Origin of the sequence: Nocardia sp. NPDC058480, from assembly GCF_042720495.1 — a bacterium.
GTDB lineage: Bacteria > Actinomycetota > Actinomycetes > Mycobacteriales > Mycobacteriaceae > Nocardia.
The window spans coordinates 83,109-101,584 of the sequence record NZ_JBHXMN010000020.1; the positions used below are offsets into that span (position 1 = coordinate 83,109).

At 67.2% G+C, this 18,476-nt stretch carries 20 protein-coding genes; 10 read left to right on the plus strand and 10 right to left on the minus strand.

Translation table 11 applies throughout. From position 1 onward, the window contains the following. Window positions 1-170 precede the first annotated feature (170 nt). The 5 genes from hsaA (at window position 171) to ACFWO8_RS30285 (ending at window position 4,222) form a co-directional block, all read left to right on the plus strand. Window positions 171-1,334 (plus strand): 3-hydroxy-9,10-secoandrosta-1,3,5(10)-triene-9,17-dione monooxygenase oxygenase subunit, encoded by a 1,164-nt coding sequence (gene hsaA / locus ACFWO8_RS30265; RefSeq protein ID WP_378970708.1) that lies wholly within the window; start codon window positions 171-173, stop codon window positions 1,332-1,334. Between the two features lie 3 nt (window positions 1,335-1,337). After that, a complete protein-coding gene (gene hsaD, locus ACFWO8_RS30270) occupies window positions 1,338-2,207 on the plus strand; it encodes a 4,5:9,10-diseco-3-hydroxy-5,9,17-trioxoandrosta-1(10),2-diene-4-oate hydrolase (protein WP_378970732.1) in 870 nt (289 codons plus the stop codon). Continuing rightward, window positions 2,204-3,109, plus strand: a complete 906-nt coding sequence (gene hsaC / locus ACFWO8_RS30275; RefSeq protein WP_378970740.1) for an iron-dependent extradiol dioxygenase HsaC — start codon at window positions 2,204-2,206, stop codon at window positions 3,107-3,109. The genes hsaD and hsaC overlap by 4 nt, the downstream gene beginning before the upstream one ends. A 16-nt stretch (window positions 3,110-3,125) precedes the next feature. Next, window positions 3,126-3,701, plus strand: coding sequence for a 3-hydroxy-9,10-secoandrosta-1,3,5(10)-triene-9,17-dione monooxygenase reductase subunit (gene hsaB, locus ACFWO8_RS30280; protein ID WP_378970748.1), 576 nt, complete (start codon window positions 3,126-3,128; stop codon window positions 3,699-3,701). A 98-nt stretch (window positions 3,702-3,799) separates the two neighbouring features. Continuing rightward, window positions 3,800-4,222, plus strand: coding sequence for a YdeI family protein (locus ACFWO8_RS30285; protein WP_378970751.1), 423 nt, complete (start codon window positions 3,800-3,802; stop codon window positions 4,220-4,222). Between the two features lie 24 nt (window positions 4,223-4,246). Here the strand turns inward: ACFWO8_RS30285 and ACFWO8_RS30290 are convergent, their stop codons facing one another. Beyond that, window positions 4,247-5,107 carry a MaoC/PaaZ C-terminal domain-containing protein gene (locus ACFWO8_RS30290; RefSeq protein ID WP_378970758.1) on the minus strand — a complete coding sequence of 287 codons (861 nt, stop codon included), beginning with the start codon at window positions 5,105-5,107 and terminating at the stop codon, window positions 4,247-4,249. 153 nt (window positions 5,108-5,260) lie between these two features. Further along, complete coding sequence (kstD, locus tag ACFWO8_RS30295; RefSeq protein WP_378970770.1) at window positions 5,261-6,955, minus strand: 3-oxosteroid 1-dehydrogenase; 1,695 nt, start codon at window positions 6,953-6,955, stop codon at window positions 5,261-5,263. Window positions 6,956-7,179: 224 nt separating this feature from the next. On the opposite strand from kstD, the gene ACFWO8_RS30300 reads away from it, so the two are divergent. The 3 genes from ACFWO8_RS30300 to dmpG are packed head-to-tail and all read left to right on the plus strand — an operon-like array spanning window position 7,180 to window position 9,963. After that, window positions 7,180-7,965: a 2-keto-4-pentenoate hydratase gene (locus tag ACFWO8_RS30300; RefSeq protein ID WP_378970776.1), complete on the plus strand. Its 786-nt coding sequence runs from the start codon at window positions 7,180-7,182 to the stop codon at window positions 7,963-7,965. 24 nt (window positions 7,966-7,989) lie between these two features. After that, entirely contained in the window at window positions 7,990-8,895 is a 906-nt protein-coding gene (locus ACFWO8_RS30305) for an acetaldehyde dehydrogenase (acetylating) (RefSeq protein WP_378970781.1), read from the plus strand. A 12-nt stretch (window positions 8,896-8,907) separates the two neighbouring features. Next, window positions 8,908-9,963, plus strand: coding sequence for a 4-hydroxy-2-oxovalerate aldolase (dmpG, locus tag ACFWO8_RS30310; protein WP_378970792.1), 1,056 nt, complete (start codon window positions 8,908-8,910; stop codon window positions 9,961-9,963). Window positions 9,964-10,030: 67 nt separating this feature from the next. Here dmpG and ACFWO8_RS30315 read toward each other — a convergent pair whose 3' ends face one another. Then, window positions 10,031-10,789, minus strand: a complete 759-nt coding sequence (locus ACFWO8_RS30315; RefSeq protein WP_378970796.1) for an SDR family oxidoreductase — start codon at window positions 10,787-10,789, stop codon at window positions 10,031-10,033. A 71-nt stretch (window positions 10,790-10,860) separates the two neighbouring features. Here ACFWO8_RS30315 and ACFWO8_RS30320 point away from each other — a divergent pair, with 71 nt between their 5' ends. Beyond that, window positions 10,861-11,208, plus strand: a complete 348-nt coding sequence (locus ACFWO8_RS30320; protein WP_378970801.1) for a winged helix-turn-helix transcriptional regulator — start codon at window positions 10,861-10,863, stop codon at window positions 11,206-11,208. Here the strand turns inward: ACFWO8_RS30320 and ACFWO8_RS30325 are convergent, their stop codons facing one another. Next, on the minus strand, window positions 11,209-11,874 hold the full coding sequence (locus ACFWO8_RS30325) for a TetR family transcriptional regulator (RefSeq protein WP_378970806.1): 666 nt from the start codon (window positions 11,872-11,874) through the stop codon (window positions 11,209-11,211). Between the two features lie 103 nt (window positions 11,875-11,977). Here ACFWO8_RS30325 and ACFWO8_RS30330 point away from each other — a divergent pair, with 103 nt between their 5' ends. Beyond that, window positions 11,978-12,895, plus strand: a complete 918-nt coding sequence (locus ACFWO8_RS30330; RefSeq protein WP_378970811.1) for an SDR family NAD(P)-dependent oxidoreductase — start codon at window positions 11,978-11,980, stop codon at window positions 12,893-12,895. 2 nt (window positions 12,896-12,897) lie between these two features. Here ACFWO8_RS30330 and ACFWO8_RS30335 read toward each other — a convergent pair whose 3' ends face one another. The 6 genes from ACFWO8_RS30335 to zapE form a co-directional block, all read right to left on the minus strand. Beyond that, window positions 12,898-13,347: a hypothetical protein gene (locus ACFWO8_RS30335; RefSeq protein ID WP_378970814.1), complete on the minus strand. Its 450-nt coding sequence runs from the start codon at window positions 13,345-13,347 to the stop codon at window positions 12,898-12,900. Beyond that, the gene (locus ACFWO8_RS30340; protein WP_378970819.1) at window positions 13,344-14,618 is read right to left on the minus strand and encodes a DUF58 domain-containing protein; all 1,275 of its coding nucleotides are present in this window, start codon (window positions 14,616-14,618) and stop codon (window positions 13,344-13,346) included. Before ACFWO8_RS30340 ends, ACFWO8_RS30335 begins: the two co-directional genes overlap by 4 nt. Next, a complete protein-coding gene (locus ACFWO8_RS30345; protein ID WP_378970823.1) occupies window positions 14,615-15,577 on the minus strand; it encodes an AAA family ATPase in 963 nt (320 codons plus the stop codon). The genes ACFWO8_RS30340 and ACFWO8_RS30345 overlap by 4 nt, the downstream gene beginning before the upstream one ends. Window positions 15,578-15,594: 17 nt before the next feature. Then, window positions 15,595-16,089 (minus strand): hypothetical protein, encoded by a 495-nt coding sequence (locus ACFWO8_RS30350; RefSeq protein WP_378970830.1) that lies wholly within the window; start codon window positions 16,087-16,089, stop codon window positions 15,595-15,597. A gap of 70 nt (window positions 16,090-16,159) precedes the next feature. Continuing rightward, window positions 16,160-17,098, minus strand: coding sequence for a DUF4129 domain-containing protein (locus tag ACFWO8_RS30355; protein ID WP_378970833.1), 939 nt, complete (start codon window positions 17,096-17,098; stop codon window positions 16,160-16,162). 146 nt (window positions 17,099-17,244) lie between these two features. Continuing rightward, a complete protein-coding gene (zapE, locus tag ACFWO8_RS30360; RefSeq protein ID WP_378970842.1) occupies window positions 17,245-18,423 on the minus strand; it encodes a cell division protein ZapE in 1,179 nt (392 codons plus the stop codon). Window positions 18,424-18,476 lie beyond the last annotated feature (53 nt).

An 18,476-nucleotide genomic window follows, 5' to 3' on the forward strand; every position in this document is an offset into this window, starting at 1 on the left:
CACGTTACAAAACCGAGCCACTTAACGCCAGCTGTCCAGCGAACTTCTCTGTTGACTCCTGTTATATCCGAGATGGGGCGGTCTTCTCGACAGAAACGAGAACCTGTTCTAATCTCAGAGACGAAAAGAACCGGTTTGTCGATCCGACAAGGGCAGGAGCGGGCTCCGAAATGACGCAAGAAGTGACCGAACGGGTCGAGGCACTGCTGCCGACACTGCGTGAGCGCGCGCAGGAGGCCGAAGACCTGCGCCGCATTCCCGAAGAATCCATGAAGGCGCTGCAGGAGACCGGTTTCTTCCGGCTGCTCCAGCCCAAGCAGTGGGGCGGCCATGCCGCCGACCCGGTGGTCTTCTACGACACCGTGCGCAAGATCGCCAGCGCGTGCGGCTCCACCGGCTGGGTCGCCGGCATCATCGGGGTGCACAACTGGCACCTCGCGCTGTACGACCAGCAGGCCCAGCAGGACGTCTGGGGCGAGGACACCGATGTGCGCATCTCGTCCTCGTACGCGCCGATGGGTGCGGGACAGGCCGTCGACGGCGGCTACATCGTGCGCGGCTCGTGGGCTTGGTCCTCGGGTTCCGATCACGCCACCTGGGCGGTTCTCGGCGGTCCGGTGATCAAGAACGGCAAGCCGGTCGACTTCGGCAGCTTCTTGATCCCGCGCTCGGACTACCGCATCGATGACGTCTGGAATGTCGTCGGCCTGCGTGGCACCGGCTCCAACACCGTCGTCGTCGAGGACGTCTTCGTCCCGTCGCACCGGTTCCTGAGCTTCCGCGCGATGGGCGAGGGCCGCGCGCCGGGCCTCGAGCAGAACACCGACCCGGTGTACAAGATGCCGTGGGGCACCATTCACCCCACCACCATCTCCGCGCCGATCGTCGGCATGGGCTACGGCGCCTACGAGGCGCACGTCGAGCACCAGGGCAAGCGCGTACGCGCGGCCTTCGCCGGCGAGAACGCCAAGGACGATCCGTTCGCCAAGGTCCGCGTGGCCGAGGCGGCCAGCGATATCGACGCCGCGTGGCGTCAGCTCTCGGGCAATGTCGCCGAGGAGTACGCGTTGCTGCTGGCAGGCGAGGAGGTGCCGTTCGATCTGCGCGTGCGCGCTCGTCGTGACCAGGTGCGCTCGACCGGTCGCGTGATCGCCTCGATCGACAAGCTGTTCGAGTCCTCCGGCGCGACCGCGCTCGCCAACGGCACTCCGCTGCAGCGCTTCTGGCGTGACGCGCATGCCGGGCGGGTGCACGCGGCCAACGATCCCGAGCGCGCCTACGTCATGTATGGCACGCACGAGTTCGGGCTGCCCGTCACCGACGCCATGGTGTAGCCGATGACCCAGACCGCTGAACTCACCTACGAATCGACCTCACGCTTCGCGCAGGTCACCCCCGATCTGAAGCTGCACTACCACGAGGCCGGTGTGGGCAACGGGACAACGATCGTGCTGCTGCACGGTGGTGGACCCGGCGCCTCGGCGTGGTCGAACTTCGCCCGCAACATCCCGGTACTGGCCGAGCACTATCACGTGATCGCGCCCGATCAGCCGGGGTACGGCAAGTCCGACAAGCCGATCGACCACCCGCAGTACTTCGTGCACAGCTCGAACGCGCTGCTCGCGTTGCTCGATCACCTGGAGATCACGGACAGGGTGCACCTGCTCGGCAACTCCCTCGGCGGCGGCGCCTCGGTGCGATTCGCGCTGGACAACCCCACCCGCGCGGGCAAACTCGTGCTGATGGGACCGGGCGGGCTGAGCACCAATCTGTTCGCGCCCGACCCCACCGAGGGTGTGAAGCTGCTCTCGAAGTTCACCTACGAACCGACCAGGGACAACCTGGAGAAGTTCCTGCGGATCATGGTCTTCGATCAGTCGCTGGTGACCGACGAGCTGATCGACGAACGGTTCGCGCTGGCCAATACCCCTGAGTCGTTGGCCGCGATGAAGGCGATGGGCAAGTCCTTCGCGAGTGCCGATTTCGAGAAGGGCATGCTCTGGCGTGACGCGTACAAGCTGCGTCAGCCGGTGCTGCTGATCTGGGGTCGCGAGGATCGGGTGAACCCGCTCGACGGCGCGCTCGTCGCCACCAAGGTGATCCCGCGCGTCCAGCTGCATGTGTTCGGCGGCTGTGGGCACTGGGCGCAGCTGGAGAAGTTCGACGAGTTCAACCGGCTCACCGTCGATTTCCTCGGGGAGAAGTGATGAGTATTCGCGCCCTCGGCTACATGCGCATCGAGGCCACCGATATGGCGGCCTGGCGCGAGTACGGCCTCAAGGTGCTCGGCATGATGGAGGGCACCGGGCTCAACCCCGACGCGCTCTACCTGCGTATGGACGATTTCGCCGCGCGTCTGGTGATCGTCCCCGGCGAGCAGGACCGACTGCTGGTCTCGGGCTGGGAGGTCACCGACGCCCCCGGCCTACAGCAGCTGCGGGAGACCCTGGACAAGGCCGGAGTCGCCTTCACTGAAGGCACCAAGGAAGAGCTCGGTGAGCGCCGGGTCGAGGGCATGATCCGGTTCCAGGATCCGTCCGGCAACACCCTCGAGGCGTTCTACGGCGCGCAGTACCTGGGCCGCCGCTTCGTGAGCCCCTACGGCCACAAGTTCGTCACCGCCGAGCAGGGTCTTGGCCACGTGGTTCTCACCTGCACCGACGATGCCGCGGCACAGGCGTTCTACCAGGACGTGCTCGGCTTCCGGCTCCGGGACTCCATGCGGCTACCGCCGCAGATGGTGGGTCGTCCCGCCGACGGCGACCCGGCCTGGCTGCGCTTCTACGGCTGCAACCCGCGCCACCACGCGCTGGCGTTCCTGCCGCTGCCGAATCCGACCGGCATCGTGCATCTCATGCTCGAGGTGGAGAACTCCGACGATGTCGGCCTCTGCCTGGACCGCGCCAACCGCAAGAAGGTCAAGATGTCGGCCTCTCTCGGTCGGCACATCAACGACAAGATGCTGTCCTTCTACATGAAGACTCCCGGCGGATTCGACATCGAATTCGGCTGTGAAGGACTGGAAGTCGACGACCACGACTGGGTCGCCCGCGAATCGACCGCGGTCAGCCTGTGGGGTCACGACTTCACCATCGGATTCAAGCAGTAGAGCAGGGGCGAAGGACATGACAGAGCAAGCACCGGCGATCGATGGCCGGCAGTTCCGCACCGTGCTCGGGCAGTTCTGCACGGGCATCACCGTGATCACGGCACTCGACCCAGACGGCGCGCCGATCGGCTTCGCCTGTCAGTCCTTCGCCGCACTCTCCCTCGATCCACCCCTGGTCCTGTTCTGCCCCACCAAGGGCTCGCGCTCGTGGGCGGCGATCGAGGCGGCGGGCAAGTTCTGCGTGAACGTCCTCTCCGAGGAACAGCAGCCGGTCTGCGCGCGCTTCGGTTCGCGGGAGACCGACAAGTTCGCCGGCGTCGGCTGGCGGACATCCGAACTCGGTGTGCCGGTGCTCGACGATTCACTCGCCACGATCGAGTGCACCGTCGACTCCGTCGTCGACGGCGGCGACCATTACATCGTGATCGGCCGGGTCCACGCCCTCGCCGAATCGGTCGCCACCGGCGGCCGACCGCTGCTGTTCTACCGCGGCCAGTACACCGGCATCGAGCCGGACAAGACCACCCCCGCCCCCTGGCGCGCGGACCTGGACCACTTCCTCACCACCACCAGCCTCGACACCTGGCTCTGAGCTAATCGGGCGCGGCCGCACACACAATGTGCGGCCGCGCCCGTTTTTTGTTTTTAAGTGCTCATTCGTTGAGCACTTTGACGCGGACGATGGTTCACATGACCATCGACTACCTCATCTGCACTGACGCGAACGCTTGGGAATCGTGGCTGTCCACCCACCACTCGTCCGCTGGTGAGGTCTGGGTGCGGATCGCGAAGAAGGGCGCACCCGAGCCATCGGTGACGATCACCGAAACCCTGGACGGCGCGCTCTGTTACGGCTGGATCGACAGCGTTCGACGCAGCCTCGACACCCACCACTACCTGCAGCGGTACTCGCCACGTCGAGCGCGCAGCCCCTGGTCCCAGATCAACATCGCCAAGGCCGAAGCCCTGATCACCGCGGGGCGCATGCGGCCCGCCGGGTACGTGGCCATCGAATCGGCCGTCGCCGACGGCCGCATCACCCACGCGATCACCGCGCTGGAATCAAGAGCACCAGGCCACCACGTATTTCGCTCTCGGGCGATAGTGACGTGATGGCCTGGTGATCAGTGGTCCGGATCAGGCAATACGCAAGGCGACGTCGCTGAGGACCGGTGCGTCGTCTCGTTCGACCACGGTGACGACCGCGATCAGCTCGTCGCCCTCGCGCCATACCTTGGTGCGCAGGGTCTCGCCCGGGTAGAGGACGCCGGCGAACTTGGCCCGGAAACCGCCGACTCGGGTCGCGTCGCTGTCCAGGAGAGCGTCCGTGATGGCCTTGCAGACCATGCCGTAGGTGCACAGTCCGTGCAGGATCGGGGCGGGAAAGCCTGCGCCACGGGCGAATTCGGGATCCGAGTGCAGCGGGTTGAGGTCGCCGGACAGGCGGTACAGGAGGGCCTGCTGCGGCAACGTCGGGGTGAGCAGCTCGGCGTCGGGCGCGCGATCCGGCAGTTCGGCTCGGGTGCTCGGGCCGCGCTCGCCGCCGAAGCCGCCTTCGCCCTTGGCGAAGATGGAGGACCGCACCGTCCACAGCGGTTCACCGTCGGACCCGGTGACGGTGTGCTCCTGCACGATCACCGCATTGGCGCCCTTGTCCCAGATCTCGGCGATCCGGCCGCCCCACATCGCCTTGCCCGCGGCCGGAATCGGCTTGTGCACCACGACTTCCTGGTGCCCGTGCACCACCTTGGCCAGGTCGATCTCGATGCCGGGGAAGCTCACCCTCGGCGGCTCGGTCGCGCCGAGGGTCGGTGCCACCGCCGCGAACGTCGGCAGCACCTGGGGTTCGCGATCGTCGAGGTAGGCCAGCTCGGCCGGATCGGTCGGACGCGCGCCGGCGCCGAGGCCCAGGTGATAGAGCTGCACGTCGGTGGTCGTCCAACTGAACTCGCGCGCAGGCAGAGTCGCGCCGAGCGCGGTCGCTAGATCAATGGGCATTGGTTACTCCTGCGTGTCTGCTGAACAGTATGGATGGCTCGTTCGGTGGGCACGAGAACGCCACCTCCGATCATGCGTCGACCTCGTCCACCGACGCGGTCGTCGAGACGTTGAGGACCGCCAGGTAGCCGATGGTGATCGTCGGGCTGACGCTCATGCGGTCGCCTTCGCCGAATCGGTCGTCTTCTTGGCGACGATGTCGAGGACCGCCAGGTAGGCGAAGGTGATCGCGGGGCCGATGGTGGCGCCGGGGCCCGCGTAGGTGTGGCCCATCACCGGCGAGCTGGAGTTGCCCGCGGCGTAGAGACCGTCGATCACGGAATCGTCTTCGCGCAGCACCCGTCCGGCCGTATCGGTGACAAGTCCGCCCTTGGTGCCGAGGTCGCCGGGCACCATCTTCGCCGCGTAGAACGGACCCTGCGACAGTTCGGCCAGGCACGGATTCGGCTTCACGGTCGGGTCGCCGTAGTAGCGGTCGTAGTGGCTGTTGCCCCGGCCGAAGTCCTCGTCCTTGCCCGCGGTGGCGAAGCCGTTGAAGCGCTCGATCGTCGAGGTCAGCTTGTCGACGGGCACGCCGATGCGTTCGGCCAGCTCGGCGATCGTGTCGGCCTTGACGATGTAGTCGTTCTCCATCCAGCGCGACGGGAAGCGCTGTCCCGGCTGCAGTCCGGCGAAGATGTAGCGGTTGCGGTAGCGCTGGTCGAACACCAGCCAGGAGGGAATGTTCTCGCCGGGGCCAGGGCCCTGACCGTACTCACCGCCGTACATGGTGTGCACCGCCTCGACGTAGGGCGCCGACTCGTTGCCGAAGCGCTCACCCCGGTCGTTGACCATGATGGTGCCGGGCAGGTTGCGCTCGGCCAGTGCGAACCAGGGCTTGCCGCCCTTGAAGATCGTCGGACCCCACCAGGCGTCCTCCATGAACCCGACCGTCGCACCCGCTGCCATGCCCGCGACGATGCCATCGCCGGTGTTGGCCGCGGCACCGGTTGTCCACTCAGTGGTTATCGGCTGCCGCTGGTACTTGGCGCGCATGTCGGCGTTGTGCTCGAACCCGCCTGCGCCGAGCACCACGCCGTAGCGCGCGGTGAAGACGACCGACTCGCCGTCGACGGTGGCTTTGACGCCGGTGACCTTGCCGTCGGTGACCACCAGGTCGGTGAGCGGGGTGTTGAGCAGCACCGGCACGCCGACGTCGAGCAGGCCCTTACGCATGGCGGCGATGATGGCCTGACCCATACCGAGCAGGTGCTTACCGGTGAACTTGGCCAGATAGGTGCGCGCGCCGACGCGCAGCGCCCGCATCGCGCCCTTGGGATGACGGCGGATCAGGTTGAGGCGCACGAAGTCCGCCTGCGTGACCACGACATTGAGCGGCGCCTTGGCGTAGGGCGGTTCCAGGTTGACGAGCTCAGCCCCGAGCACCTTGGCGTTGAACGGCTTCGGCTCACACGACCGTCCGGAACCGCGTCCACCCGGCGCTTCCGGGTAGTAGTCGGAGTAGCCGGGCACCCAGTTCATCTTCAGCGGGCTGTGATCGAGGACGAAGTCGAACGCCTCGGCGCCGCGATCGAGGTAGGTATCGATCTTCTCGGCGGGCACCACATCGCCGATGATGCTGTGCAGGTAGGTACGCGCGTCCTCGCGGTCGTCGGGCCGGCCGGAGGCGAGCAGCGCCTTGTTGCCCGGAATCCAGACGCCACCGCCGGATCGGGCCGTCGACCCGCCGTAGTGCGCGGCCTTCTCCAGCACCACAACGCTCAGTCCCTTGTGGGCCGCGGCGAGGGCCGCGGTCATCCCGGCGGCGCCGCTCCCGACGACCACGACATCGTATTCCCGATCACTCATATAGAACACGTTATAGAAGCACTTCGAAGTTTGACAGCCGAAAGTAGAACTTGTTCCAGTGCGCCCCGTCGTTTGCCCTAGAAAAAGTGGAACGTGTTATAGAAATCACCTGTAGTCGCGTTGTATGGTCAGGTGAACAGGTCACGTCGCCCGGCGAAACCAGTTACAGTTTTGATGTCTGGAACGTCCTGTCCGACCCATGCCGTGCTGCCAAGGAGGTCCGCGTGCTGCCTGACGCGGTACGAACTCAACTCGCCGACGAACTCGCCCGCGCCGAAGACGACCGGGTCGCCGTGGCGCCGCTCGTCGACCGGTTCCCCGACATCGATGTGGTCGATGCCTACGAGATCCAGCTGCTCAACATCCAGCGCAGGCTGAAGGCGGGCGCCAAGGTCGTCGGCCACAAGGTGGGGCTTTCGTCGAAGGCGATGCAGGAGATGATGGGCGTCGACGAGCCCGACTACGGTCACCTGCTCGCCGAGATGGAAGTCTTCGAGGACATTCCCGTCGACACCTCGAAGTTCCTGCTGCCGCGCGTGGAGGTCGAGGTCGGGTTCGTGCTCGGCGCCGACCTGCCCGGCGAGGACTGCACCGAGGCCGACGTGCTGGCCGCGACCGTCGCGTACGCGCCCTCGATCGAACTCATCGACTCGCGCATCAACGACTGGAAGATCGGCCTGACCGACACCATCGCCGACAACGCCTCCTCGGCCGGGTGGGTGCTCGGCAAGGAGCGCGTCGCCCCCGGCGACATCGACATCAAGGCCATCGACGCCGTGCTCACCCGCAACGGCGAGGTCATCGCCGAGGGCCGCAGCGACGCGGTGCTCGGCGATCCGGTGATCGCCGTCGCGTGGCTGGCGCGCAAGGTCGCGACCTTCGGGGTGCGGTTGAAGAAGGGCGACATCGTGCTGCCCGGTTCCTGCACCCGCGCCATCGACGCTCGCCCCGGTGACGACTTCCTCGCCGAGTTCACCGGACTCGGTTCCGTCCGTTTGCGTTTCAGCTGAACCAGACTTCCCTAGGAGTACACCGTGACCAGCAAAGTCACCGCCGCGATCGTGGGGTCCGGCAACATCAGCACCGATCTGCTGTACAAGCTGCTGCGCTCGGACAAGATCGAGCCGCGCTGGATGGTCGGTATCGACCCGGAGTCCGAGGGCCTCAAGCGCGCTCGCGGCCTCGGCCTCGAAACCTCCCCTGAGGGCGCGGACTGGCTGCTCGCCCTCGACGAGAAGCCGGACCTGCTGTTCGAGGCGACCTCGGCCTACGTGCACCGCGCGTACGCCCCGAAGTACGAGGCCGCGGGCATTCGCGCCGTCGACCTGACCCCGGCCGCCGTCGGCCCCGCCGTCATTCCGCCGGTGAACCTGGACACGCTCCGGGATGCGATGAACGTCAACATGATCACCTGCGGTGGTCAGGCCACGATTCCGATGGTCAACGCGGTCTCGCGGGTGGTCCCGGTGTCCTACGCCGAGATCGTGGCGTCGGTGTCCTCGGTGTCGGCCGGTCCGGGTACTCGCGCGAACATCGACGAGTTCACCAAGACCACCTCCAAGGGTGTGGAGACCATCGGTGGCGCCGAACGCGGTAAGGCCATCATCATCCTGAACCCGGCTGAGCCGCCGATGATCATGCGCGACACCATCTTCTGCGCCATCCCCGAGGATGCCGATCGCGACGCGATCTCCGAGTCGATCTTCCGGATGGAGAAGTCCATTCAGGAGTACGTGCCCGGCTACCGGCTGCTCAACGAACCGCAGTTCGACGACCCGTCGCTGGTATCCGGCGGCTTGGCGAAGGTGTCGATCTTCGTCGAGGTCGAGGGCGCGGGCGACTTCCTGCCGCCGTACGCGGGCAACCTCGACATCATGACGGCCGCGGCCACCAAGGTCGGCGATGTGCTGGCCGATCAAATCCTCTCGGCTCGGGTGTAAGGAGATTCGACCATGAACAACATCCTGCAGCCCTACTCGGGCGAACTCGATGTGCGCGTCACCGATACTTCGCTGCGTGACGGCTCGCACCACAAGCGCCACCAGTTCACCGTGACCGAGGTTCGCGACATCGTCGGCGCGCTCGACGCGTCGGGTGTCCCGGTCATCGAGGTCACCCACGGTGACGGCCTGGCCGGGTCCTCGTTCAACTACGGTTTCTCCAAAACCCCTGAGCAGGAACTGATCAAGGCTGCCGCGGAAACCGCCAAGCAGGCCAAGATCGCCTTCCTCATGCTGCCCGGCGTCGGCGTCAAGGAAGACATCAAGATCTCCCAGGACAACGGCGCGTCCATCTGCCGCATCGCCACCCACTGCACCGAAGCCGACGTCTCCATCCAGCACTTCGGCTACGCCCGCGATCTCGGCCTCGAGACCGTCGGGTTCCTCATGATGGCCCACTCGACCACGCCGGAGAACCTGGCCAAGCAGGCCCGCATCATGGCCGACGCGGGCTGCCAGTGCGTGTACGTCGTCGACTCCGCGGGCGCGCTCGTCCTCGAGCAGGTTTCGGACCGCGTCTCGGCCCTGGTCGCCGAACTCGGCGACGACGCCCAGGTCGGGTTCCACGGCCACGAGAACCTGGGCCTGGCCGTAGCGAACTCGGTCTACGCCGTGCGCGCCGGCGCCACCCAGATCGACGGCTCGGCTCGCCGCTTCGGCGCGGGCGCGGGCAACCTGCCGGTCGAAGCCTTCATCGGCGTCTGCGACAAGCTCGGTATCAAGACCGGCGTCGACTTCTTCGCCGTCACCGACGCCGCCGAGGATGTGGTCCGCCCGGCCATGCCGTCGGAATGCCTGCTCGACCGTCAGGCGCTGATGATGGGCTACGCGGGTGTCTACTCCAGCTTCCTGCGCCATGCCGAACGCCAGGCCGAACGCTACGGTGTCTCCGCCGCCGAAATGCTCGTCCGCGCGGGCAAGCGCAAGCTCGTCGGTGGCCAGGAAGACCAGCTCATCGATATCGCCCTGGAACTCCAGCGCGAAGCTTCGGCCACCGCCTCGGCCTGAGACGGACCCGCCGAACGGCGTGACCCGGAACCCCGGGTCACGCCGTTCGGCGTTCCACATCGTTGGGTCACCGCGTGCGCGCACCGGCGGCGAGGTAGTCGTCTCCACCGACGAAGTACGTGTGGCCGTCGGCGACCGCTTCGGTGCCGGCCGCAACGATCACGCGCGCGAAGTCCTCGACCGTGGGCAACGGGCCTGCCGCACGGCGGGATTCGACACTGCCCGGGTCGCGCCGTTCCAACAGGCGGACGATGATCGTCCCGTCGATCATGTCGCCGGACACCACCGTGAAACCGACTCCACGCTCACGGAATTCGGGAATCAGCGCTCGTAACGCATCCTCGCCGGCCCGCTTGCTCCGCGCTATCGGCGTGTAACCCTGTGGCACGTTGTCGTTTTCGTGGATGAAGTGCGCCTGATGACTGGTAACGAACACGATCCGGCCGTCCCCTGACATCAGCTGCAGCATCGCCGTCGCCAGGTTCACCTGCGCATCCCGATTGAGCCGGAGTGCGTACCCGGGATCGGCATCCCGCTCGAGTCCACCGGACGCGTTGAGCACCAAGGTATCCAGCCGCCCGAACGTCCGGCCGACCTCCTCGACCATCGTCTCGACAGCCGCCGGATCGGAAACATCGGCACCGAGCACCGAGGCACTACCGCCCGCCGCGGTAATCCCGTCCACGACGTCCTGCGCCCGCTTGCGCTTCTCCCGAAAGTTCACGACGACATGCGCCCCCGCCGCCCCGAACTGCGCGGCGGCCTCCGCCCCGATGCCCCGCGAGGCCCCGGTCACCAGCACGATTCGCTGAACTGTCGAATCCATCGTCGATCTCCTCGTCACATCCCCGACCGGTCAAAACGCTTCTGATTCAGAAGCAACTATCGTGCTTCTGAATGAGAAGCGCAACCGGCGACGAGCCCTCGCAAGCGATCCTGGCCGCGATCGACCTACTCGGCCAGCGCTGGATGCTGCGCGTCATCTGGGAACTGGAACCGGGCCCCCTCGGCTTCCTCGACATCCGCCGGCGCATGGGCAACTGCTCGTCGAGCGTGCTCTCGGACCGCCTACAGCAGCTCCAGTCCGCAGCGCTGATCAGCAAGAACGGACCGCGGGGCGCCTATGAGCTCACCACCGAAGGCGCCCTCCTCGCCGAATCCCTCCAGCCCCTGTGGGATTGGTCCGAACAGTGGACCCCCACCGGCGACGGCAACGGTCGAATCCCCTGGCGGCCCGAGCGCTAGTCAGGCGCGCGGCAGCACACCCACGAGCGCCGTAGTGACGGAGTACCGCAGGGCGTCGCGCAGCTCCATGTTGAACACACCGAGGGCGGGCTCGTCCGCGTAGGCGGCGAGGACGCTGGGTGGCGGCGGCACGTATGCCGACAGGGCACCGGCCGAGATCAGGCTCATCAGACAGAACAGCTGTGCGTCGTCGCCGAGCTCCGGCAGGTGACGGCGCATGAGATCGGCCATGGTCGCGAGCCTCGTGAGGGACGAACGCTTGTGCCGCTTGACCACCTCGACCGAGACGTTGTGCTCGAGGACGCCACCCTGCGCGCCGAAGAGGTCGCAGAGCACCACCCGTTCCGCCAGCGACCGGCTGAGGATCTCGGCCAGCTGACCCGCCCGCACGTCCGGCGCCGCCTGCGCCTCGACGCCCGCGGCCAGCTCGTCCGCAAGCTCGGCGAGCCAGCTCCCCAGGAAGACGTCGAGCAGTTCGAGCAGCACCGCCTCGCGCGACTCGAAATACCGCAGGACGTTCGACTTGGCCAGGCCAACCCGTCGGCTGAGCTCGTTGAGGGTCACCTCGGCCACGGGCATCTCGTCGAGCATCGCCGCCGCCGTGTCCAGGATCGCCCGGCGGCGGATCTCCCGCTGCTCCTCGCTACGCGCCCGCTGAAATGTCACTCCTTCACCCTAGCTTAAAGACCGCCGGTCCCTTGACAGGAGACCGGCGGTCTTTTACATTGATGTTCATAACAGACCGATGGTTCTTAATAAGGAGTACGTCATGAGCGGCAACTGGACCGAGCAGCACATCCCCGACCAGCACGGACGGGTGGCGATCGTGACCGGCGCCAACACCGGGCTGGGTTTCGAGACCGCCCGAATGCTCGCCGAACGCGGGGCGACGGTGGTGCTGGCCGTCCGCGACATCGAGAAGGGCAGGCAAGCGGCCGCCCGAATCAACGGCGACGTCACCGTGCAGGCCCTCGACCTGGCCTCGCTCGACTCGATCCGGTCCGCAGCCGCCGACCTGCGGGCCGCCCACCCGCGCATCGACCTCCTCATCAATAACGCGGGTGTTATGTACACCCCGCGGCAGACCACCGCCGACGGCTTCGAGGTGCAGTTCGGCACCAATCACCTCGGCCACTTCGCTTTCACCGGCCTACTGCTGGACCGGCTCCTGCCCGTCCCCGGCTCCCGCGTCGTGACTGTCAGCAGCACCGGCCACCGTATCCGGGCCGCCATCCACTTCGACGACCTGCAGTGGGAGCGCTCGTACGGCCGAATCGGCGCCTACGGCCAGTCCAAACTCGCCAACCTGATGTTCACCTACGAATTGCAGCGCCGGCCCGCATCGCACGGCACCACCGTCGCGGTCGCCGCCCACCCCGGCGTGTCCAACACCGAACTCATCCGCAACACGCCCACCGCACTCCGCCTGCCCGTCACCTGGCTGGCGCCACTGCTCACCCAGCGGGCCGACATGGGCGCCCTGCCCACTCTGCGCGCCGCCACCGACCCTGCCGTCGTCGGCGGGCAGTACTACGGACCGGGCAACCGCGGGGAGATCCGGGGATATCCGAAGCTGGTCACCTCCAGCCCCGACTCCCACGACCAAACGATTCAGCAGCGCCTGTGGACCGTCTCCGAGGAGCTCACCGGCGTGACGTTTCCCGTCAGCCGGGCCGTACACAGCTAGTCCTACTCGGTGCGGATCTCGTCGACGGTCGGGCCCTTGGCCGCGAGGCCGCTCACCAGCAGGGCGTAGATCGCGACGATGAGGATGGGGGCGGCCAACGGGGCCCAGATCAGTTGGACGGGGACCCAGGCCGCGGTGGCGGCGGCGATGGTGAACAGGACCGCACCGCCGACCGAGGGGATGGTGGTGGGAACTACGCCTTCGGGGGCGTGCAGGACGGCGGCGTTCAGCAGATAGGTAGTCGCGACCAAACCTGTTGCCGCTGCGGCTATGACGCCGACATCGGCGAAGGCAAGGGCCGCGATGGCGATCAGGACCGCGCCGACCGAGGCCGGGCGCCACCACCAGCTCGCGATCACCAGCACCAGCGCGGGAACGCCGGCGACGGGGTTGATCAGCGCGACCGCCGCGACCAGGAGCAAGCCTGCCAGCAGGGCAAGGAATCTGGTCATCGGCGTACCCGTATTGCTCGGCGATGTTCGGGGAGCAGGCGCATGGCCTGGTCGAGACGGGTGTCTTCGGGCCAGGCGATGATGTCGACGCCGACGGTGCCCATATCCCGATACATCGATGCGCGTTCGAGCTGCCACATCTTGGCCATGGTCGGGTCGAGGCCGTCCTCGAAAGGCGTGCCACGCAGCACGTCGACCGCGACGACCACGTGGCCGCGTTTGCGCAGGTCGATCAGGGACAGCGCGAACTGGGTGTCGAGCAGGGTGGAGAAGGCGACCACGATCGCGCCGATCGGGACGGCCGCGTGCGGCGCGAGGGTGCCGGTGGTCTCGACGTGTTCGTCACCGACGCCGAGGACGGTGTCGACAATGCGATAGAACTGCCTGCGCCCGATATCGGGGCGCAGCCAGCGGGGCGATTCACCCAGGCACACCACGGCGGTGCGGTCGCCCGATTGCAGGGTCGACTGCACCACCTGGGCCGCGCCGCGCACCGAGAGTTCCAGCGAGGCGCTGGCCGGACCAGGCGCTTGCTGGGAGGTGTCGACCATGACGACCACGTCGGCGGAGCGGTTGGTGAACCGCTGGGTGACGTAGAGCCTGCCGCGCCGCGCACTCACCGGCCAGTTGACGGCGCGCAACTGATCGCCCGGCGTATAGGCGCGGATGTCGGCGTATTCGACGCCGGGACCGTGTCGGAGGGTCAGGTGGGTGCCGATGCGGTCGGGCAGTTCGGTGCGCGGCAGGCGCATTCGCTGCGGATCGGCGATGGGATAAACGTAGAGTTTGGCCGCGGGCAGCTCGGTTGTCGCGACCGCGAGACCGGCCGGACTCAGCGCGGACACCTTGACCTGCACCGGATAACGTCCCCAACGGGTGGCCGAGAGCCCGAGTCGCAGGCCGGCGGGGGCGCCGCCGGAATCGTGGGCTTCCTCCACCTCGACCTCGAGACCGGGCATCGGTAGGGCCGTCATCCGCAGCAGCGCATGCCCACTGTCGACGAAAGCGACAGCGCTGCAATCGATCACCTCGCTCTCGAAACAGCGAACGGTGCCACTGCCGTCGACCTGCACCCTGGTCGGCGCCTGCTGCCACGGCGCGGTGGCCAGCACCCCGAGCATCGGGGCCGCGAACACGACCAGCTGCCACTGCCCGAGCAGCACCGCGACGACCAGTGCCGCTGCCGCGCAACCGGCCAGGATGAACACCAGCGGGGCGGGCCGCCACCGGAGGTCGACCTCGACCGTTCTGGATTCGTCGCGATGCTTCATGTGCTCGTGGCGCGGGGCACCGGTAGCCGGCGGAGCAGTTCGGTGATGACGTCCTCACCGCGAATGCGGCGGACCCACATCTCGGGGCGCAGGGTGATGCGGTGCGACATCGCCGCGACCGCCAGCGCTTTCACGTCTTCGGGGATCACATAGTCGCGACCGAGCAGCAGGGCCCTGGCCCGTGACATCTGCACCAGATCGAGTTCGGCACGCGGGCTGGCACCGACCTCCACCTGTGGATGACTACGGGTAGCCGAGGCCAGCGCGACGACGTAGCTCACCACGTCGGGGTGCACGGTGACGAATTCGACCGACTGCCGCATCTCCATCAGGCCCTGCGCGTCGACGACCTGGCCCACTTGCGGTGCGGTGGAACCACGTTCGAGCCTGCGCCGGATCATCTGGGTCTCGTCGGCCTCGGAGAGGTAGCCCAGGCGCAGCTGGATGGCGAAGCGGTCGAGCTGGGCCTCCGGCAGCGGGTAGGTGCCCTCGTACTCGATCGGGTTGTCGGTGGCCAGCACGACGAAAGGCTGTGGGAGCAGGAAGGTTTCGCCGTCGATGCTCACCTGACCCTCGGCCATGGCCTCCAGCAGGGCGGCCTGGGTCTTGGGTGGCGTGCGGTTGATCTCGTCGGCGAGCAGCACATTGGTGAACACCGGGCCGCGACGGAAATTGAACCGGCCCGACGCCATGTCATAGATCGTGGAACCCAGCAGGTCGGCGGGCAGTAGATCCGGCGTGAACTGCACGCGGGTGAAGTCGAGTCCGAGCGCGGCCGCGAAAGACCGCGCGATCAAGGTCTTTCCGAGGCCCGGCAGGTCCTCGATGAGTACATGCCCTCCGGCCAGCACGGCAATCATGATGAGCTGCAACTCATCTCGCTTGCCGACCACGACACGGCCCAGCTCACGCAGTACGGCATCGGAGCGCTGGACGGTCACGTTCAACGGCATTGTCATCGGTGGCCTCTAACCCCTCACATCGTCTGCAAACGGCGCAGGATCTCATCCAGCGCCTCTCTACCCGGTGCGCGACCGGTGTGATCGCGCAGCGCGGAGTTCGCCGGATCCACCCAGCGCCACAGTTCAGGTCCGAACTGCAGCTGACCGGCGGCCTCGGTGGCCCGGCGATTCTTGGAAATCCTCAGCCCGGTGGACACCTCGAATTCCTTGGCGAGCAACGGCCGCAGGTGGCGGTCCCAGTCGGCACGGGTGCCGTCGGCGCGCGCGGTGAGCATCTCGGCGCGCGCGTGCCAGCGACCGAGCATCTCCGCCGGTCCGTTGTCGATGTACTCGGTGAGCGGTTCCTCACGGATCACGCGGTGGCGCAGCGACCAGACCAGCATCGCGAGCGCCGCGGCCACCGGAACGGTGACAGCGAGCAGCACCGAGTCATGGTTCAGCCGCACCAACACCACTTCGATCACAACGACCGCGAGCACGGCCGTGACAATCACCGAAGTCCGATTCACGCGGTGCCCCCTGGCATGCTCGGGCGCCCTGCGTGGTCACGCTTCGCTACCGCCTCCGGGCGCTGACCGCTCATGCCGTCACCAGCCTGCGCTGCAAGTCGGTGAGCACGATGCGCAGCAGTTGTTCGGCGCGCATGCGCTGCCATTCGAGCATCGAGTGCGGGCTGAACCGCGCCTCCTCGAAGAGCGCGACCAGCTCACGGGCCGAAGCATCGTGCAGCACACCGCTTTCGAAGGCTCGGGCCAGCACTTCCATCGGGGTGTCCGAGGCCAGCGGGCGGGCGGCGAGGTCGCTGGACAGGCCGCGCTCCATCGCCACATAACAGGCGATGATGGCGGTGCGCGGATCCTGACCGGGGGCGTTCATCGCGGCGAGGCCCATTTCGGCAGCGCGCGTGAGGGAATCGACCGCGCTGGCGCTCGGTTCGTCCTCGATGGCCGCGGCGTTGGCCGGTTCGCGGCGCGCGGCCACGGCGACGACGACCAGGCCGACCAGGGCGACCACGATCAGCACGATGGCCAGGATCGCCGCGATCACCAGGGCGGTGCCGGTGAGTTCCGTAGGTCCGGTCGTGGGATCGGCGGCATGGGTGTCGGTCGTCGGCACGGGGCCGGAGCCCTCGGACAGCGTCTCGGCGGCCGGCTGCATCGGGCGGGCACCGGGCAGCAGGAACAGCGCGGTGACACCACCGGCGAAGATCAGCGCGACCCCGGCCACGGCGATCGGGATCAGCAGCGCCATCCTGCGCCACTTGATGCGCGGCATGGCGTCGCGTTCGGCTTCCGGCATCGCCAGCGGCAGCCGATGCTGGCTGGCGATCACGCCCGCGACCAGGATGACGATCGAGACCAGCAGCAGTACCGGCATCACGGCGATGAGCAGCGGCGAAGGGGCGCCGGTCGAGTGCGGCCCGGCGCCGGGCAGGGTGCCCTGCAACGCGATCGTCGCGGCGACGATCAGTGCGATCACGACAATCGCCCGCGTAATGGGCTGATTCACCCCGATCACAGCTGTACCACCAAACCCCAGAGCCTGCACAAATCAGCCACATAGTTACATGGCGAGTGGTCCGCTCGAGAGTGAATCGACACTTTCGGCCACTCTGCCTTTATTGTCCCCCCGAGATCAAGGGCCCGCTATGCAATGCGAGCCTTTCAGCACGCAATTATCGGCAGCTCACCGAGACGGCTGGCGGTGCGCGCCAGATCGGGAATCGCGGGGACGCCCGCGGTCAACTCATGTGGGGGTTCGGCGGCGTGGATGGTGAACGGCAGATCGGCGTCGTAGAGGACATCGACGAGGTTCACCAGGCGCATGGACCAATCGGGCGGGACCTCGCGAAGTGGCGGGACCTCGCGCATGGTCCAGTGGCGGAAGCGCTCGGCGAGGCGGAGGTAGTCGGCGGCGCTCGTGGGGGCGGCACAGATGCCGTGGAAGTCGAGGGTGATGGTGTCGGTGGCGGCGTGCGCGCGAATGGTTCGGCCGTTGCCGAGGGGCACGTCGACGGCGGACCGCTCGATGTCGTGAGAGTAAGCCTGCCCCACAGCGGGCGAACCCGTGCTGTGACGAGCAACGGCAGAGCCTACGCGAGGTGACACCGATCCGACACCCCCTGTGAGCACGTAGCGACCCGCGAGGAAGCCGGCGTCGCGGTGTGGCGTGCGGGTGCGGTAGTCGAGTGGTCCATCGAGGGTGATGGTGTCGAGGTTGGCGAGGATCAACTCGATGGTGGGCAAGAAGGCATCGTGGAACAACGGGTTGGGCAGGAGGTCGCGTGGCCGGTAGTTCGAGGTGACCACGAGGGTGCGGTGGTCGGCGAAGAGGGCTTCGAGCATGCGAGCGACGAGCATGGCGTCGCCGATGTCGTTGACGTGGAATTCGTCGAAGCAGACCAGGTCGGCGGCGCCGAGGAGTTCGTCGATGGCGCGTTCGATCGAGCCGAGGGTGTGGGTGGCGGAGTGCAGGGCCGCGAAGAAGGTGTGGAAGTGGAAGCGGCGCTTGCGGTTTGTGTCGACCGAGGCGAAGAAGCGGTCCATCACCATCGTCTTGCCGCGACCCGGGCGGCCGTGCAGGTAGATACCCGCGCGCAGGTCACCGGGTCGACCTGGATGTCGGTCGCCGCGTGCAGCGGGGCGCCCGCGCGGTATGGCAGATGCGCCCGGCCATCGGTTGCCGCGTTGAGCGGGGCGTCTGCGCGGGATGCCGAAACGACCCGTGCGCCGATCGTCGTGTTCGGCGGGGCGCCCGAGAGGGCGGACCTCGTCGAGCAGTGATTCGAGCGCGTGTAGGGCCGCTTGTTGGGCGGGGTCGAGCACCACGGTGTCGGGTTCCATGCGAGCCTCCTTGATCCTCTACAGTTGTAGAGGACGGGCGTCGCCGACGGCCA